This window comes from Catenuloplanes indicus (genome assembly GCF_030813715.1).
GTDB classification, from domain to species: Bacteria; Actinomycetota; Actinomycetes; order Mycobacteriales; family Micromonosporaceae; genus Catenuloplanes; species Catenuloplanes indicus.
Genome location: NZ_JAUSUZ010000001.1, coordinates 9032025 through 9048032 on the forward strand (window position 1 = coordinate 9032025; position 16008 = coordinate 9048032).

Genomic DNA, 16008 nt, shown 5'->3' on the forward strand with positions numbered 1-16008 from the left:
GACGTGACCACACCCTCGGCCGCGGAGATCACCCCGGCCGCCGTCGCGGCCAAGCGCCGGCCGTTCCGCTTCGTCGCGAACGCGAAGGCCGCCACCGGCATCGCCATCGTCGGCTTCTTCGTGCTGCTGGCGATCATCGGGCCGTGGATCGCACCGTACGACGCGTCGGAGCGCTCCGCCGACCTGCTCCAGCCACCGTCCGCCGCACACTGGTTCGGCACCACCCACCTCGGCCAGGACGTGCTCAGCCAGATCCTGGTCGGCACGCGTGGCGTCATCTTCGTCGGCTTCCTGGCCGGCGTGATCGCCACCACGCTCGCGATCGTGGTCGGCGTGACCGCGGGTTACCTCGGCGGCACCGCGGACGACTCCCTCTCCGCACTGTCCAACGTGTTCCTGGTGATCCCCTCGCTGCCGCTGATCATCATCATCACGTCGCTGCTGGAGCGCAGCACCGACCTGATGATCGCGCTCGTCATCGGCCTCACCTCGTGGGCCTGGAACGCGCGGGTGCTGCGCGCGCAGACGCTGTCGCTGCGCCGCCGCGACTACGTGGAGGCCGCGCGGGCCACCGGCGAGCCCACCTGGCGGGTGATCTTCTTCGAGATCCTGCCGAACCTCACCGCGATCATCGCCTCCGGCTTCGTCGGCACGGTGATCTTCGCGGTGATGTCCGAGATCACGCTGGCGTTCATCGGCATCACCACGGTCTCCGAGTGGAACTGGGGCACGATCCTGTTCTGGGCCCAGGGTCAGCAAGCGCTCGCCTCCGGTGCCTGGTGGTGGTTCGTGCCGGCCGGCCTGGCGATCGCGATCCTCGGCACCGCGCTCTCGCTGGTCAACTTCGGCATCGACGAGTTCGTCAGCCCGCGTCTCCGCTCCGCGGGCAAGACCACGATCAGGACCGCCTCCGGCGCCACGGTACGGATGCGGGTCGGCTTCACCCCGGTCCTGCGCACCACGCCGCTGGGCGAGGACCCGGTGTCACCGCACGCCCCGGCCGTACCGCTGGAGCGGGTGGCGTCGGCGGCGGCTGTCACCCCCACCGGTGCGCCCGGCGCGCAGCGGCCGCTCGGAGAGAAGGAGTCGGCGTGATCGAGTCGATCGGTGCGGTGCGGACCGAACCGGCCGCGGGGAGTCCCCGCCGGCGTGAGCCCGTGCTGGAGATCCGCAACCTCAACGTGGACTACGGGCTGGGCGACGACGCCGTGCACGCGGTGCGCGAGGTGCACCTGACGCTGCACCGCGGCGAGGTGCTCGGGCTGGCCGGGGAGAGCGGCAGCGGCAAGTCGACGCTCGCCTACGGCGCGACCCGGCTGCTGCCGCCGCCCGGCGTGATCGCGGGCGGTCAGGTCATCTACCATCCGCGTGACGGTGCGCCGTTCGACGTGCTCGCGCTCACGCCGAAGCAGCTGCGCGCGTTCCGCTGGGCGGAGACGTCCATCGTTTTCCAGGGCGCGATGAACTCGCTCAACCCGGTCCACAAGATCTCGGTGCAGCTCACCGACGTGATCCGCGCGCACACCCCCGGCCTGACCCGGGCCGCGCTGACCGCGCGTGCCGCTGAGCTGCTCGGTCTGGTCGGGATCGCGAAGGACCGGCTCGACGCCTACCCGCACCAGCTCTCCGGCGGCATGCGGCAGCGCGTCATGATCGCGATGGCGCTGGCGCTGGAGCCACAGGTCGTGATCATGGACGAGCCGACCACCGCCCTCGACGTGGTGATGCAGCGGCAGATCCTGCGGCAACTCGTCCAGCTGCGCGAACGGCTCGGCTTCTCGGTCCTGTTCATCACGCACGACCTGTCGCTGCTGGTGGAGTTCTCCGACCGGATCGCCATCATGTACGGCGGGCGGATCGTGGAGGAGGCACCGGCGGCCGCGTTGTATCGCGACTCGCTCCATCCGTACAGTCATGGGCTGCTGAACTCCTTTCCTGCTCTCCGGGGTGAGAAGCGCGAACTCAGCGGCATCCCGGGATCGCCGCCGGACCTGCGTGCCATGCCGCGCGGCTGCTCCTTCCACCCGCGCTGCCCGAAGGCCTTCGCTCCGTGTGCGACGCACCTGCCGCCGCTCGGGCCGCCGCCGGCCGCCGACCGCGCGGGGAACCGCACCGTCGCCTGCTGGCTTCACCCGACGGCCGCCCCGGTCGGGTGATCCCCGCCGGGCCCGCGCGCTCCCGCACGGCACGCGGGCCCGGCCTACGTCTATACCATCCATCGACAACTGTCAGCGAGGTTACGCGCTCGGCCGCCATCTGTTTCGTCGCCTGTGGATATCTTTTCGGCCTGTGGATATCGATGAACCGCTCTCGTCGGCTGGCATGATGGACCGCGGCCGACGGTCGGCCAGGGGGCGAGGTTCCTATGTTCGGGCGAAGAGCGCGGTCGATGGCGGCACTCGTCATCACGGCGGCGCTGGTGACGACCGCGGTGCCGGCCTCCGCGGCACCGGGCGGCGCCACACTGCGGCGCACCGAGTTCGGCATCCCGCACGTGCTCGCGTCCAGCTATCGCACGGCCGGTGTCGGCGCCGGTTATGCGTTCGCCGAGGACAATCTGTGCCTGCTCGCGCCGCAGATCGTCGCGCTCGACGGCGAGCAGTCCCGGTGGTTCGGCCCGGCCGGCGGCAACCTGGAGGACGACCTCTACCACCGCTGGCTCAAGCAGAACCGCGTCGTCGAGCGGGCACTGGCCGCTCCCGGCGGGCCGTCCCGTGACGCGCGCGAGCTGGCGCGTGGCTACGCCGAGGGCTACAACCGTTACCTGTCCTCGGTCGGCGTCGACAACCTGCCCGAGTCCGTCTGCCGAGGCGCCGAGTGGGTCCGTCCGATCACCGAGCTGGACGTCTGGCGGCGCGTGCTGCAGATCTCGGACATGGGCGGCGCCGAGGGCGTCACCGGCCTGATCGCGGCCGCCCAGCCGCCCGGCACACCGGCCGTCGCGTCCCGCACCGCCCCGACCGGCCTGCCCGACGTGCTCGGCGGCGGCATCGGCAGCAACGCGGTCGGGCTCGGCGCCGACGGCACCACCGGCCGCACCGGCATGCTGCTGGCCAACCCGCACTTCCCCTGGCAGTGTGATCGCCGCTTCCACCAGATCCACCTGACCATCCCCGGCGAGCTGAACGTCTCCGGCGTCTCGCTCCCCGGCCTCCCCGGCGTGGCGATCGGTCACACCGACCGGGTCGCCTGGAGTCACACCGTCTCCACCGCGGTCACGGTCACGCTGCACCGGCTCGCACTCACCCCCGGCGACCCCACGCGGTACGTGGTGGACGGTCAGACCCGCGTGCTGCGCAACGACCCGGTTACGGTGACCGTGCGGCAGGACGACGGCACGCTCACCACGGTCACCCAGTCGGTGTGGAGCACGCCGGACGGCCCGATCGTGTCCATCCCCGGCGCGCTGCCGTGGGACGCCACCCAGGCCTTCCAACTGCGCAGCGCGAACGCGACCAACCTCCGCACGGTCGACCAGTGGATCGGCATGGCGAAGGCGCGCGACGTGCGGCAGCTCCGCGACGTCCAGGCCCGGCTGCTCGCCTCGCCCTGGGTCAACACCACCGCCGCCGACGTCACCGGCACCGCGTTCTACGGTGACCTGCAGGTCGTCCCGCACGTGACGAATGAGCAGGAGGAGCGGTGCGGGCTCGCCGACTTCGACGGCATCCCGGTGCTGGACGGCTCCCGCGCCGACTGCGCCTGGGGCTCGGACGCGGACGCGCCCGTGCCCGGCCTGTTCGGCGCCGGCAACCTGCCCACGCTGTTCCGCCGCGACGTGGTCAGCAACATGAACGACAGCCCGTGGCTGGCCAACCCGGCCGCGCCGCTGGTCAGCTATCCCGCGATCGTCGGAGACACCGGGACGCCACGGTCCTACCGGACGCGGATGGGCCTCGAGATGATCGCCGAGGGCATCGCAGACTCCGGGTTCACGCTGGCCGAACTGCAGGCGATGCAGCTCAACAACCGCAACTTCACAGCCGAGCGCGGCCTGCCGTCCGTGCTGGCCTGGTGCCGGTCCGGCGCACCCGCCCCGTCCGCGGTCGCCACCGACGGCCGCACCGTCGACCTGACCGCCGCCTGCGCCGCGCTGGCCGGCTGGAACACGCGCGGCGACCTCGAAGCGCGCGGCGCCGCGCTCTGGCGCGTGTTCGTCCTGCGGCTGCGGACCGATCCGTGGACCGTTCCCTTCGACCCGGCCGACCCGGTGAACACGCCACGTGGCTTCGACGCGACGCGCCCGGGCGTCAGCACCGCGCTGGCCGACGCGGTTCAGGCCTTCGCCGCGGCCAGCATCCCGGTCGACGTCCGCCTCGCCGACGTGCAGAAATACGAGAGTATCGGCGTGCACGGCTGCGACGGTCGCGAGGGCTGCTTCAACGTCATCACCGCCGACGTCACCCGTCCGGACTCCGGGGTGCAGCACGGCTCCAGCTTCATCATGGCCACCGAGCTGACCCGCTCCGGCCCGCGCACCCGCACGCTCCTGACGTACGGCCAGTCCGCGAACCCGACGTCGCCCCACCACACCGACCAGATCCACGTCTACAACGACAAGCGCTGGGTCACCGAGCGCTTCACCGAGCGCGAGATCGCCTCCGACCCGCACCTGACGATCCGCCACCTGCGCTGACCCACCCCGATGCCGGTGGCCGCGAGCCCACGCGCGGCCACCGGTCCGCCCCACCCACGCAGTGTGTGCGTTGCCGGGTCAGTCCAGGCGGAGGAGTCCGGCGGCGGTCGGGCGAAAGCCCGCCGACTGGTAAAAGCCGCCGAGGTGCGGCTCGTAGTCCACGTGCAGCCATGATGCGCCAGCGGTCGTGGCGGCGGTCACGGCAGCCAGGACCAGGCGGCGGCCGAGGCCCCGTCGGCGATGAGCCGGGTGCACCGTCGTGTCGAGCAGGAACGCATGGACGCCGCCGTCGGTGGCGACGTTGACGTAGCCGACGAGATCGCGATCGATGCGGGCCGTCACCCAGGCGAGGCTGCGCGCGTGGAGCGCGGCCCACGACCGCGGGCGGTGCTCCGGCCAGGCCGCGGCGAACAGCTCATTCAGTTCCTCGTCGGTCACTTCATCGCCGACCGTCAACGTCTCCGGCATGGCCGGCACCCTACGCGACTCGGCGACACAGCCCACCGCCATAGCGGGATCCGCGTCGCGTCCCGATCCGTGATGCACGTGGTCCGTGGTGTGCCAGGCGACTCGTGGCGCGCGCCGTGGTGTGCGGGAGTCCGTGTTCCAAGGCGCTGAACGACGGCGGGGGCGGGGTGTGCGGGGGGATCGGGCGGTTGGGGTGGCCGGTGGAACCAGATCGGGTGGGTGGGGCGTCGAAGCGGGCGGATGTGACGGCGACGGGAGGCGTGGTGGGACAGCGGGTTGCGGCCGGAACGATGCTGGTGGTGGCGATGTCGGTGGGGGCGTGTGCGGCGCCGGGGGAGCGGCCCGGAGGCCGGGACGAGGCGCAACCGGTGGCGTCGCTCGCGGTGGGGTGGGACTCGTGCGCGGTGGCGGGAGCGCCGGTGCCGCAGGCCACGCCGGATGCGGGGGCGGGCATGATCCCGCCGGTCGGTGCGGATCAGAGCGAGGAACCGCGACTGCCGGCGGGATTCGCGGCGGTTGCGGTGACCACCTGCGGTGCCGGGTTGAGGCAGCGGTCGGACGGCGGTCGGGACGTCGTGATGTCGGAGCAGCGCACGGAGGATCCGGCCGCGGTGGCGGCGCTGGTCGCGGCGTTGCGGCTGCCGAACCTGCCGGGAACGGCGGAGGCGTGCACGGCGGACGCGGTCATACTGCCGTGGTTCGTGCTGCACGACGCGCACGGCGCCTGGGTGCGGCCCGGCGTGCCGCACGACGACTGCCGTAAGCCGCGGCGCGAGGTGCTCACCGCGTTGTCCGCACTCCGGGGGACCACCGTCGCCGAGACGCCGGTCGGCGAGTCGCAGTCGAGTCTGTCCGCGCGTACCGGCTGTGCGGACCGGCACGCAGACATGATCGCGGTGTCGGCCGGCTTCGGGACCGAAGCGCCGCCCGCCGCCGCGCCGCCGGCTGCGGACGCGTCGCTTCGACTGTGCGTCTACGACGTGCCAGCGACCGAGTTGGGCAGCGGCAAACCCGCGGGCACCCTGCGGTCCGGCGCCGTCCTGACCGCGGAGGCGTGGCAGGCGGTACGGGCCGCATTCCCGCCCGCCGCGAAGGCCGCGCCCTGTGCCGAGGCGTCGGAATCCTTTGCGCTGCTGCAGCCGGTGGACACCGGAGCGGCCATCTACGTCGAGCTTTCCGGTTGCCGGCGCACCATGCAGGACGGCGCCGGCCTCGCCGCGGGCGACCCGCGCTGACCGCCGCCGTTCGGGCCGCCGTGGGCTGAGCGACCCAAGTGGCTCTACGTACCGCTGATCGCTTTTGTCCGGGTCATCGCGGCCATGGCTCGCCGTACCTCCTCGATGATCTTCTGCGGTCGTGTGAACACGTCGTCCGCGGTGAACCTCAGCGCCAGCCAGCCCGTCTCCTGGATGCGGTTGAACCGTGCGATGTCCTTCCGGTAGGTCGCCGGGTCCCGATGGTGGTCGCCCTCGTACTCCAGCACGATTCTCAGCTCCGGGTACGCCAGGTCCACGCGCCCGACGGATCGTCCGTCGGGCGTCCGGACCAGGTGCTGGGCCACCGGACGGGGCAGACCGCCGTCCACGATGATCAGGCGCAGGCGCGTCTCCATCGGCGATTCCGACTTCGGCTCGGCCAGCGCCAGCACCTCCCGTAACCTGGACACGCCGGGCCAGCCGGGGTGCCGATTCGCGAGCGCGGCTATCTCGTCGGCGGTGATCAGCCGCCGATGGAGCATCGCGTCGACGGCGATGACCGCGCCGGTCCGGTCCGGCCCACGGCCGAGGTCGAAAGCGGTCCGCGCCGCCGTGGTCAGCCGCAAGCCGCCGAAGCCGTCCACCTGATCCGCGGGTAGCGCGGCCCGTACGACGGACAGTCGCACCTGCTCCCGCGTACGCCGGCCGGGTGGGACGATCACCGTCACCGGGTCTCCGGGCTGCAGCAGGTCGACGCTCCACAGACGGGCCGCGCTGAGCCCGCCGACCGCGGATCCCTCCGGCGCCGCCAGCAGCGCGGCCTCGCACCACATACGATGATCATCGGGCCGGTACCAATCCGCCTCTACGTAAATCCCCTGGTAGAGACGCTTCCAGGCAGGTCCCTTGAGCTGTGCCAGGGTGACCAGGCCCGCCGCGATCGCATCCCGCCCGCGAAACGGCCGGCCCCGTAGCTGCCGGTGCACGTCCGCTCGCGTCATGCCGCCCAGCATGCCCCTTCCTCACTCACTTCCGCTGCCCCGTCCGGTCGACGCGGCCAATCGGCGCTGAGTGATCAATCAGTGGAGCAAAAAGGAGGTCAACTTCGATTTTTGATCTCCTTTTCGCTCCACTGATTGATCACTCAGGGGGTGGAGGCGGGGAGGGGGTCAGATGGTCTGTGGCTTGCAGCCTGTTTATAGCAGGATATTTCGGGCGCGAAGTGCCTGAGCGGTTTTCGGAGCTGATCGCCGGGTCAGTGTGCCCTTTGAACCGCGTGACGCCAGGAGCTAACTTAATACGAAATTTCGGGCGCGTGGCGCCCGAGCCGGACTGAACGGCTCCGCTGCCGCTGCTGCCCTGTGCTCGACGCCGCAGACGCTGCGGCGTCGATGTTGGCCTTGCTACCGCCAGCGTGCGTTGCCGCTATGCCCGCTGCCCCGCTGTCCGGAGCCTGCCTGCGTTGACCGGTGATGCTGCTGCTGCCCTGCGGATGTCGATGCTGGCCTTGCTGCTGCTCGTTGCCCGCTGCTGCCCGCTGCCGCTTCCGCTGCGGCCTCTGCGCTGCTGTTGCGCCGCTTCCGCTGCCGTTGCCGCCTCTGCGCTGCTGTTGCGCCGCTGCTGTTGCGCCGCTTCCGCTGCTGCTGCCGTTGCGGCTGCGCCACTTCCGCTGCTGCTGCCGCTTCCGTTGCTGCTGCCCGCTGCCGCTGCCCGCTGCCGCTGCCCGCTGCCGTTCGCTGCCGTGGCCGCTGGCCGCTGGCCGTTGCGCTGTCCCGCTGCCGCTGCTGCGGCTTGTGTGTCGGCGTGCTGCGCTGGAGGGGGTGTGCAGGTGGGGTCAGGTGATCTGGTGCATCAGGGAGAGCATGTCGGGGGAGACCCACTCCTCGGCGATCAGAGCGTTGTGGATGCGGTAGATCTCGATGCTGGTGAAGGTGACCGGGCGATGGGTGGCAGGGATGCCCTGGAACGGCCCGGTGTGGGTGCCGTGGAAGCGGACCCGGACCGCGATCCGGTCACCCTCCGTGACCGTGTCCTCGATCGTGATGCGCAGGTCGGGGAAGGCCGCCAGCATCTGGCGGACACCCGCCGCCCACGCCTCGCGGCCGTGCAGCGGGGTGGGCAGGCCGGGAAGGTTGGCGATGAAGTCGTCGGTCAGCAGGGTGGCGGCGGCGTCCACGCCGTCGCGGGTGAGCGTCTCGAAGGCCCGCGTCATCAGGGCGGCGTGCGATTCCATCCATTCAGTGTGACCGATGCGCGCACGCGGGACCGGCGGGTGAGCCCGGCGGCGGCGTGCGGAGGGTGAGCGGGCCGGAACCGGGAACGCCGGGCCGTCCAGCGCCCGGACCGCGAAGCGTCCGAGGCGGTGGACGCGCCCGGCGCGTACCGCTGATCGGTGTTCTATCGCTCGATGCGCTGGTTCTTGCCGATGACGACGATGCCGTTGTCGGAGACCGTGAAACGCTGACGGTCGCGTTCCAGGTCGACGCCGATCTCCGCGCCTTCCGGGATGCGGACGTTCTTGTCGATGATGGCGTTGCGGACCACCGCGTGCCGGCCGACGTCGACGCCGTCGAGCAGGACGGAGCCGGTGACGTTGGCCCAGGAGTGGACGCGGACGCCGGGGGAGAGGATCGAGTTCTCCACCAGGGAGCCGGAGACGACCACGCCGGGTGAGATCATCGAGCCGACCGCGCGGCCGATCCGCTCCTCCCAGCCGTGCACGAACTTCGCCGGCGGGTACGGGGCGTGGTCGGTCAGGATCGGCCACTTCATGTTGTACAGGTTGAAGATCGGGTGGATCGCGATGAGGTCCATGTTGGCCTCGTAGTACGAGTCGAGCGTGCCCACGTCCCGCCAGTACGCGCGGTCACGCTCGGTCGACCCCGGAATGACGTTGTCCCGGAAATCGTAGACGTTCGCGGTGCCGCGTGCGACGAAGTTGGGGATGATGTTGCCGCCCATGTCGTGCTTGCTGGACAGGTCCATCCCGTCCGCGGTCACGGCCTCGCAGAGCGCCTTCGTGGTGAAGACGTAGTTGCCCATCGACGCGTAGATCTCGTCGGGGGCGTCCGGCAGGCCGATCGCGTCGGTCGGCTTCTCCCGGAAGGCGGAGATCCGCCGGCCGCTCTCGTCGACCTCGATCACGCCGAACTGGTTCGCCATCGACAGCGGCTGGCGGATGCCGGCCACGGTGACGTCCGCGCCGGAGTCGATGTGGTCCTGCACCATCTGCTGCGGGTCCATCCGGTAGATGTGGTCCGCGCCGAAGACGATGACGTAGTCGGGGTTCTCGTCGTTGATCAGGTTCAGGCTCTGGTAGATCGCGTCGGCCGATCCGGCGAACCAGCGGGGGCCCAGCCGCTGCTGTGCCGGTACCGGCGTGACGTAGTTGCCGAGCAGGTTGGACATCCGCCAGGTCTGCGTGATGTGCCGGTCCAGCGAGTGCGATTTGTACTGGGTGAGCACGACGATCTTGAGGAAGCCGGCGTTCGCCAGGTTCGACAGGACGAAGTCGATCAGCCGGTAGATGCCCCCGAAGGGCACACCGGGTTTGGCGCGGTCGGCGGTGAGCGGCATGAGCCGCTTGCCCTCACCTCCGGCCAGCACGATGGCGAGAACTTTGGGCGTCATAACAGGACGTTATCCAGGTCGGGGGCGCTCCGCCAGCCGAGAACTCAATCTTTGATTAGGGTGCGATGGTGGGCACAGACAGGTTTAGAATCGACCTTCTCACGCGGGAGTTCCCGCCTGCCGTCTACGGCGGCGCCGGCGTGCACGTGGAATATCTGGCGGCCGCGCTGCGCGCGCTGACGCCGGTCCAGGTGCACTGTTTCGGCACGCCCCGTCCCGACGCGTCGGCCTACGCCGACCTGTCCGAACTGAAGGATGCGAACCCGGCGCTCCAGGTGCTCGGCGTCGACCTCGCGATCGCGGCCGGCGTCGCCGGCACGGACCTGGTGCACAGCCACACATGGTACGCGAACATGGCCGGTCATCTGGCCAAACTCCTGCACGGCGTGCCGCACGTGGCGACCACGCACAGCCTGGAACCGTTGCGCCCGTGGAAGGCCGAGCAGCTCGGCGGCGGCTATGCGCTGTCCTCCTGGGCGGAGCGCACCGCGCTGGAGGCGGCCGACGCGATCATCGCGGTCTCCGACGGCATGCGGCGCGACGTGCTGGCCGCCTATCCGGCGATCGACCCCGCGCGGGTACGGGTGGTGCACAACGGCATCGACACCGCGCAGTACGCGCCGGACCCGGAGACCGGCGTGCTGGAGCGGCTCGGCATCGCGACCGGCGTGCCGACGCTGACGTTCGTCGGCCGGATCACCCGGCAGAAGGGCCTGCCCTACCTGCTGCGCGCGGCCCGGCAGGTGGACCCGGCCGCGCAGCTGGTGTTCCTGGCCGGTGCGCCGGACACGCCGGAGATCGCGGCCGAGGTGTCCGCGCTCGTCGACGAGCTGCGCGCCACCCGGGACAACGTGGTCTGGATCCCGGAGATGGTGACCAAGCCGGAGGTCATCCAGGTCCTCACGCACAGCACGGTGTTCGTCTGCCCGTCGATCTACGAGCCGATGGGCATCGTCAACCTGGAGGCGATGGCCTGCGAGACCGCGGTGGTGGCGACCGCGACCGGCGGCATCCCGGAGGTGGTCGACGACGGCGTGACCGGCCTGCTGGTGCCGATCGCGCAGGTCTCGGACGGCAGCGGCACACCGGTCGACCCGGACCGCTTCGTGGCCGATCTGGCCGCCGCGATCAACTCGCTGATCGCCGACCCGGACCGGGCGCGGCGGATGGGCCTGGCCGGCCGGCAGCGCGCGGTCGACCACTTCTCCTGGCCTGCGATCGCCGAGGCCACGATGGAGGTCTACCGCTCGGTGCTCTGATGTCGATCTATGGACTGGCATAGGATCGGGCGCATGACGACGCTACGGGGGACGTTGCGAAAGCTCCTGGTGGTCACGGCGGCGCTGGTCGTCGTCGTGACCACGGCCGGCGCGGGTGCGGGCCGGCAACTGCTCTTCTACAACCACGCGTGGGCCAACGTCGACCGCGTGACGGCCGACGCGATCGCGGACTCGGCGTACCTGCGTGAGTTCGCGAACTTCCAGATCCGTTCCGCGACCGGCGCCGGCGGCGTGACCTGGACCGGGCGCTACCTGATCGGCCGGGAGACCTACCTGGAGCTGTTCGGCGTCGGTGACCTGCCGGGGCAGGACGGGCAGCCGGGTGCGGCCGGGCTCGGCGTGTCCGCCGAGCGGGAGGGCGACCTGGCGACCGTGATCGCCCGGCTGACCGACCCGATCGAGTTCACCCAGACCCGCGACTTCGGCGACGGCGTGCCGGTGCCGTGGTTCGACGCGGTGTTCACCACGACCACGTACGACGCGTTCGGCGCCTGGGGCATGGAGTACCGGCCGGAGTACCTGGCCGACCCGCGGGCGAACGTGGAGCCGGCCGCGTTCCCCGGCGACGTCGGGCGCGAGCGCTACCTGAACGACGGTTACGCGGACAAGCTGATGCGGGACGTCACCGAGGTCCACCTCGCGGTGACCGCGACCGACCTGGCCGCGACGCTGCCGCTGCTGCGGGCCGGCGGGTTCGCGGTGCGGGAGCTGCCGGCCGGTGCGGTGGTCACCCGCGGTGGGACCACGCTCCGGTTCGACGCGGTGGCGCGGGCCGACGCGGGGCTGCGCGAGGTCGAGTTCGCGCTCAACCGGCCGGCGGCCCGGCACGTGGAGCAGATCGGCACCTCCACGCTGACGGTCGGTCCGGGCAAGCACGCGGTCTGGACGTTCTAGACACGTCGCCGCCACGTCGAAGGCGAAGAGCCGTCAAGCGATTTCCCGCTTCCGGCGTGGTGCGGCCCGCATGCTCCCGCGGGCCCCGGTCGGCCGCGGGCGGCCTCCCTGCCGGTTTCGCGGTGGCCGGAAGACCTGGGGCCGGTGTCGAAGTGGGATGCCGGGCTTCGATACCGGCTCTAGCCGGTGGCGCCGCCGGCCGGGTAGTGGCCGGCGGCGGCGCGCAGTTCGGCGGCGATCCGCTCGCGCAACCGCGGCGGGCCGAGCACCTCGACGGCCGCGCCCAGGCCGAGCAGCGCGGTGAACGCCCACTCGACGCTCTCGTACGGGACGGTGACCTCGACGGGATCGGCGGCGATCGTGGCCGGCAGCCGGTCGTGGCCGTGCACCGGCAGCGTCTCCCGGAGGCGGCCGAGCGCGTGTGCGGCGATCCGGAGCGTGACCTCGACCGCGGTCCGTTCGCGTTCCAGCTCCGCCCGCGCGGCCGTCCAGGTCTCGGCCAGGTCGAAGTCGTGCGGGCGGCGTACCGGTGCGGGCAGCTCGTCCACGGACCGGACCCGGGACACCCGGTAGGTGCGGCGCGCGCCGTCGCGCAGCGCGACCAGGTACCAGACGCCGGCCGCGAGGACCAGGCCGAGCGGGTCGATCTCGCGGGTCGCGGTCTCGCCGGAACGCACGGTGTAGACGATCCGGGCGCGGCGGTCCGACCAGACGGCGCGGGCCAGCGCGGACAGGCACGGCACCGGCTCCGGCGTGCCGAAGAACCGCACCGGGTCGAGGTGGAACCGGGCCGCGGTGCTCATCGCGCGGTCCCGGGCCGCACCGGTCAGCCCGGCCCACAGCTTCACCCGCGCGCCTTCCAGCAACGACCCGAGGCCGAGGTCGTCCGCCGGGCCGGCCAGGCCGAGGAACGCCAGCGCGCCCGCCTCGTCCAGCCCCATGCCGGTCAGCCGGGTCCGGTAGCCGCCGTCCAGCCGGTAGCCACCGGCCGGGCCGCGCGTCGACCGGATCGGCACACCGGACGCGGCCAGCGCCTCCGCGTCCCGCTGCACGGTGCGCTCGCTGACCTCCAGCAGCCGGGCCAGCTCCGCGCCGGTGGCCTGACCGCGCACCTGGAGGTGCAGCAGGAGTGACATCATCCGGGACGCGCGCACACCGGGACGCTATCCCGACATGCGTTGTCGGGATAACCGTGCAGGATGGTACGCATGACCGAGATCGTGCTGTTCCACCATGTTCACGGCCTGACCGACGGCGTGCGGGCGCTCGCCGCCCGCTTCGAGGCCGCCGGCCACACCGTGCACCTGCCCGACCTGTTCGAGGGCCGGACGTTCCCGACCCTGGAGCAGGGCCTCGCCTACGCGCAGGAGGTCGGCTTCTCCCGGATCGCCGAGCGGGGCCGGGTGGCCGCGGACGCGCTGCCCGAGGACGTGGTCTACGCCGGCATCTCGCTCGGCGTGTCGCCCGCGCAGATGCTCGCCCAGACCCGGCCCCGTGCCCGCGGCGCGCTGCTGCTGGAGGGCTGCCTGCCGCACGGCGAGTTCGGCCCGTGGCCGCGCGGCGTGCCGGTCCAGGTGCACGGCATGGCCGACGACCCGATCTTCGCGGCCGAGGGAGACCTGGACGCGGCCCGCGCGCTGGTCAAGGAGGCCGACGACGGCGAGGTCTTCACGTATCCGGGCAGCGTCCACCTGTTCACCGACGAGGGCCTGCCCGGGTACGACGCGGACGCGACCGCGCAGGTCGTGGCGCGCGCACTGACCATGATCGGGAGACACTGATCTTCTCGGCGCGCGGATCGGGCCGGTCTGGTCTAGGTTTGCAGAGTGACCGGACGGTTCTCCATCGAAGAGGTCGCCCCCACCGTGGACGGGGGCCGTTATCCGGCGAAGGCGGTCGTCGGTGAGCTGATGCCGGTGACGGTGACGGCGTACCGGGAGGGCCACCACGCGCTCGGCGTCAACGTCGTGTGGCAGGGGCCGGACGGCACCGACCGGCCGTTCACGCGACTGCGCCCGCTCGGCGTCGGGCTGGACCGCTGGGAGGCGTTCGTCCGGCCCGACGAGCCGGGGGAGTGGACGTTCCGGATCGAGGCGTTCGACGATCCGTACCTCACCTGGCACAACGCGGTCACGAAGAAGCTCGCGGCCGGGCAGGGCCTCGCCGACCTGGCCAACGACCTGGCCGAGGGCGCTTCGCTGCTGACCGAGGCCGCGCGGAGCCTGCCGCTCAACGCGGAGAGCCGGGCCGGCATCCAGCTGACCGACCGGGGGTACGCGTACGGCCGCGGCTCCGTGATCACCGAGTCCGGCGAGATCCCCGAGGCCGCGATGCCCACGCCACGGGCGGAGCGGGCCCGGATCTTCGCGGCGGCCGAGGCGCTGCGCGACGAGGAGCTGTCCCTGGTCGAGCGGACCACGCCGGCGCTGCAGCTGGAGGACCTGCTGTGGGACAAGCCGATCCGCCGCTACCCGACCGCCTCCGACACGTACCGTGTCTGGGTCGATCGCCGTAAGGCGCTCTTCAGCTCGTGGTACGAGTTCTTCCCCCGCTCCGAGGGCGCGGTGCTGCCGCATCAGTCCGGCACGTTCCAGACCGCGGCGAAGCGGCTGCCCGCGGTCGCCGAGATGGGCTTCGACGTGCTCTACCTGCCACCGATCCACCCGATCGGCCGCACCTGGCGCAAGGGCCGCAACAACTCGCTGATGGCGCGCGCGGAGGACGTCGGCTCGCCGTGGGCGATCGGCGCGGACGAGGGCGGCCACGACGCCATCCACCCGGACCTGGGTACCGCGTCCGACTTCCGGGAGTTCGTCGCCGCGGCGAACGAGCTGGGCGTCGAGGTCGCGATGGACCTGGCGTTGCAGTGCTCGCCGGACCACCCGTGGGTCACCGAGCACCCGGAGTGGTTCACCCACCGCGCGGACGGCACGATCGCGTACGCGGAGAACCCGCCGAAGAAGTACCAGGACATCTACCCGCTCAACTTCGACAACGACCCGGAGGGCATCCGCGCGGAGATGCTGCGGATCGTCCGGCACTGGATGGGCGAGGGCATCCGCGCGTTCCGGGTGGACAACCCGCACACCAAGCCGCTGGACTTCTGGCACTGGCTGATCGGCGAGGTGAAGAAGACCGACCCGGACGTGATCTTCCTGGCCGAGGCGTTCACCCGGCCGGCCGTCATGCACGGGCTCGGCAAGATCGGCTTCACCCAGTCGTACACGTACTTCACCTGGCGGACCAGCGCGGACGAGATGCGGGATTACTGCCAGGAGCTGGTCGCGTCCGCGCACTACATGACGCCGAACTTCTGGCCGAACACGCCGGACATCCTGCACGAGACGCTGCAGCACGGCGGGCCGCCGATGTTCAAGATCCGCGCGGTGCTGGCGAGCATGCTGTCGCCGTCGTGGGGGCTCTACAGCGGGTACGAGCTGTTCGAGCACGAGCCGCGGCCGGGTGCGGAGGAGTATCTCGACAACGAGAAGTTCGAGCTGCGGCCGCGTGACTGGGAGCGGGCGGAGATCGAGGGACGCTCGCTGAAGGGCTTCCTGACGAGGCTGAACGAGATCCGGAAGCAGAACCCGGCACTGCACTGGCTGCGGAACCTGCGATTCCAAAACTCCGACAATCCGGGCATACTGGTGTGGTCGAAGAAGGATCCGGACTCGGCGAACACGATCCTGGTCGCCTGCTCGTTCGACGCGACCGCGGTGCAGTGGTCGACCGTCGACCTGGACATGCCGTCGCTGGGACTGGACTGGGGGGACCGGATCAGGGTGCACGACCTGCTCAGCGGCGCCAACTACGTGTGGGGCGCGTCCGGCAACGCGGTCCGGCTGGACCCGATCTTCAGCCCCGCCCACATCTTCACCGTCGAGCGGATCGGAGCGTGAGTGCC

Annotated in this window: 13 protein-coding genes; 8 read left to right on the forward strand and 5 right to left on the reverse strand. The window is 71.4% G+C overall.

The features are described 5' to 3' along the window. Window positions 1-3: 3 nt before the first annotated feature. The 3 genes from J2S42_RS40505 to J2S42_RS40515 all read left to right on the forward strand — a co-directional run bounded on the left by J2S42_RS40505 (window position 4) and on the right by J2S42_RS40515 (window position 4636). Complete coding sequence (locus tag J2S42_RS40505) at window positions 4-1095, forward strand: ABC transporter permease (protein WP_370879357.1); 1092 nt, start codon at window positions 4-6, stop codon at window positions 1093-1095. A 62-nt stretch (window positions 1096-1157) separates the two neighbouring features. Beyond that, on the forward strand, window positions 1158-2156 hold the full coding sequence (locus J2S42_RS40510; protein WP_307249303.1) for an ABC transporter ATP-binding protein: 999 nt from the start codon (window positions 1158-1160) through the stop codon (window positions 2154-2156). A 233-nt stretch (window positions 2157-2389) separates the two neighbouring features. After that, the gene (locus J2S42_RS40515; protein WP_307248205.1) at window positions 2390-4636 is read left to right on the forward strand and encodes a penicillin acylase family protein; all 2247 of its coding nucleotides are present in this window, start codon (window positions 2390-2392) and stop codon (window positions 4634-4636) included. 78 nt (window positions 4637-4714) lie between these two features. On the opposite strand, the gene J2S42_RS40520 is transcribed toward J2S42_RS40515, so the two are convergent. After that, window positions 4715-5104 carry a GNAT family N-acetyltransferase gene (locus tag J2S42_RS40520; RefSeq protein ID WP_307248207.1) on the reverse strand — a complete coding sequence of 130 codons (390 nt, stop codon included), beginning with the start codon at window positions 5102-5104 and terminating at the stop codon, window positions 4715-4717. A 263-nt stretch (window positions 5105-5367) separates the two neighbouring features. On the opposite strand from J2S42_RS40520, the gene J2S42_RS40525 reads away from it, so the two are divergent. After that, window positions 5368-6339 (forward strand): hypothetical protein, encoded by a 972-nt coding sequence (locus J2S42_RS40525; protein WP_307248209.1) that lies wholly within the window; start codon window positions 5368-5370, stop codon window positions 6337-6339. Between the two features lie 44 nt (window positions 6340-6383). Here the strand turns inward: J2S42_RS40525 and J2S42_RS40530 are convergent, their stop codons facing one another. The 3 genes from J2S42_RS40530 to glgC form a co-directional block, all read right to left on the reverse strand. Continuing rightward, entirely contained in the window at window positions 6384-7301 is a 918-nt protein-coding gene (locus J2S42_RS40530) for an endonuclease domain-containing protein (RefSeq protein ID WP_307248211.1), read from the reverse strand. An 833-nt stretch (window positions 7302-8134) separates the two neighbouring features. Further along, the gene (locus J2S42_RS40535) at window positions 8135-8533 is read right to left on the reverse strand and encodes an ester cyclase (protein WP_307248213.1); all 399 of its coding nucleotides are present in this window, start codon (window positions 8531-8533) and stop codon (window positions 8135-8137) included. A 164-nt stretch (window positions 8534-8697) separates the two neighbouring features. Then, window positions 8698-9930, reverse strand: coding sequence for a glucose-1-phosphate adenylyltransferase (glgC, locus tag J2S42_RS40540; RefSeq protein WP_307248215.1), 1233 nt, complete (start codon window positions 9928-9930; stop codon window positions 8698-8700). 68 nt (window positions 9931-9998) lie between these two features. On the opposite strand from glgC, the gene glgA reads away from it, so the two are divergent. Together glgA and J2S42_RS40550 are read left to right on the forward strand one after the other, a co-directional pair. Then, window positions 9999-11189 carry a glycogen synthase gene (glgA, locus tag J2S42_RS40545; RefSeq protein ID WP_307248217.1) on the forward strand — a complete coding sequence of 397 codons (1191 nt, stop codon included), beginning with the start codon at window positions 9999-10001 and terminating at the stop codon, window positions 11187-11189. Window positions 11190-11222: 33 nt separating this feature from the next. Then, window positions 11223-12104: a DUF5829 family protein gene (locus J2S42_RS40550; protein ID WP_307248220.1), complete on the forward strand. Its 882-nt coding sequence runs from the start codon at window positions 11223-11225 to the stop codon at window positions 12102-12104. A 179-nt stretch (window positions 12105-12283) separates the two neighbouring features. Here the strand turns inward: J2S42_RS40550 and J2S42_RS40555 are convergent, their stop codons facing one another. Next, window positions 12284-13258, reverse strand: coding sequence for a helix-turn-helix transcriptional regulator (locus J2S42_RS40555; protein ID WP_307248222.1), 975 nt, complete (start codon window positions 13256-13258; stop codon window positions 12284-12286). A gap of 54 nt (window positions 13259-13312) precedes the next feature. Here J2S42_RS40555 and J2S42_RS40560 point away from each other — a divergent pair, with 54 nt between their 5' ends. Together J2S42_RS40560 and J2S42_RS40565 are read left to right on the forward strand one after the other, a co-directional pair. Next, window positions 13313-13885, forward strand: a complete 573-nt coding sequence (locus J2S42_RS40560; protein WP_307248224.1) for a dienelactone hydrolase family protein — start codon at window positions 13313-13315, stop codon at window positions 13883-13885. A 45-nt stretch (window positions 13886-13930) separates the two neighbouring features. Beyond that, complete coding sequence (locus tag J2S42_RS40565) at window positions 13931-16003, forward strand: alpha-1,4-glucan--maltose-1-phosphate maltosyltransferase (protein ID WP_307248226.1); 2073 nt, start codon at window positions 13931-13933, stop codon at window positions 16001-16003. Window positions 16004-16008 lie beyond the last annotated feature (5 nt).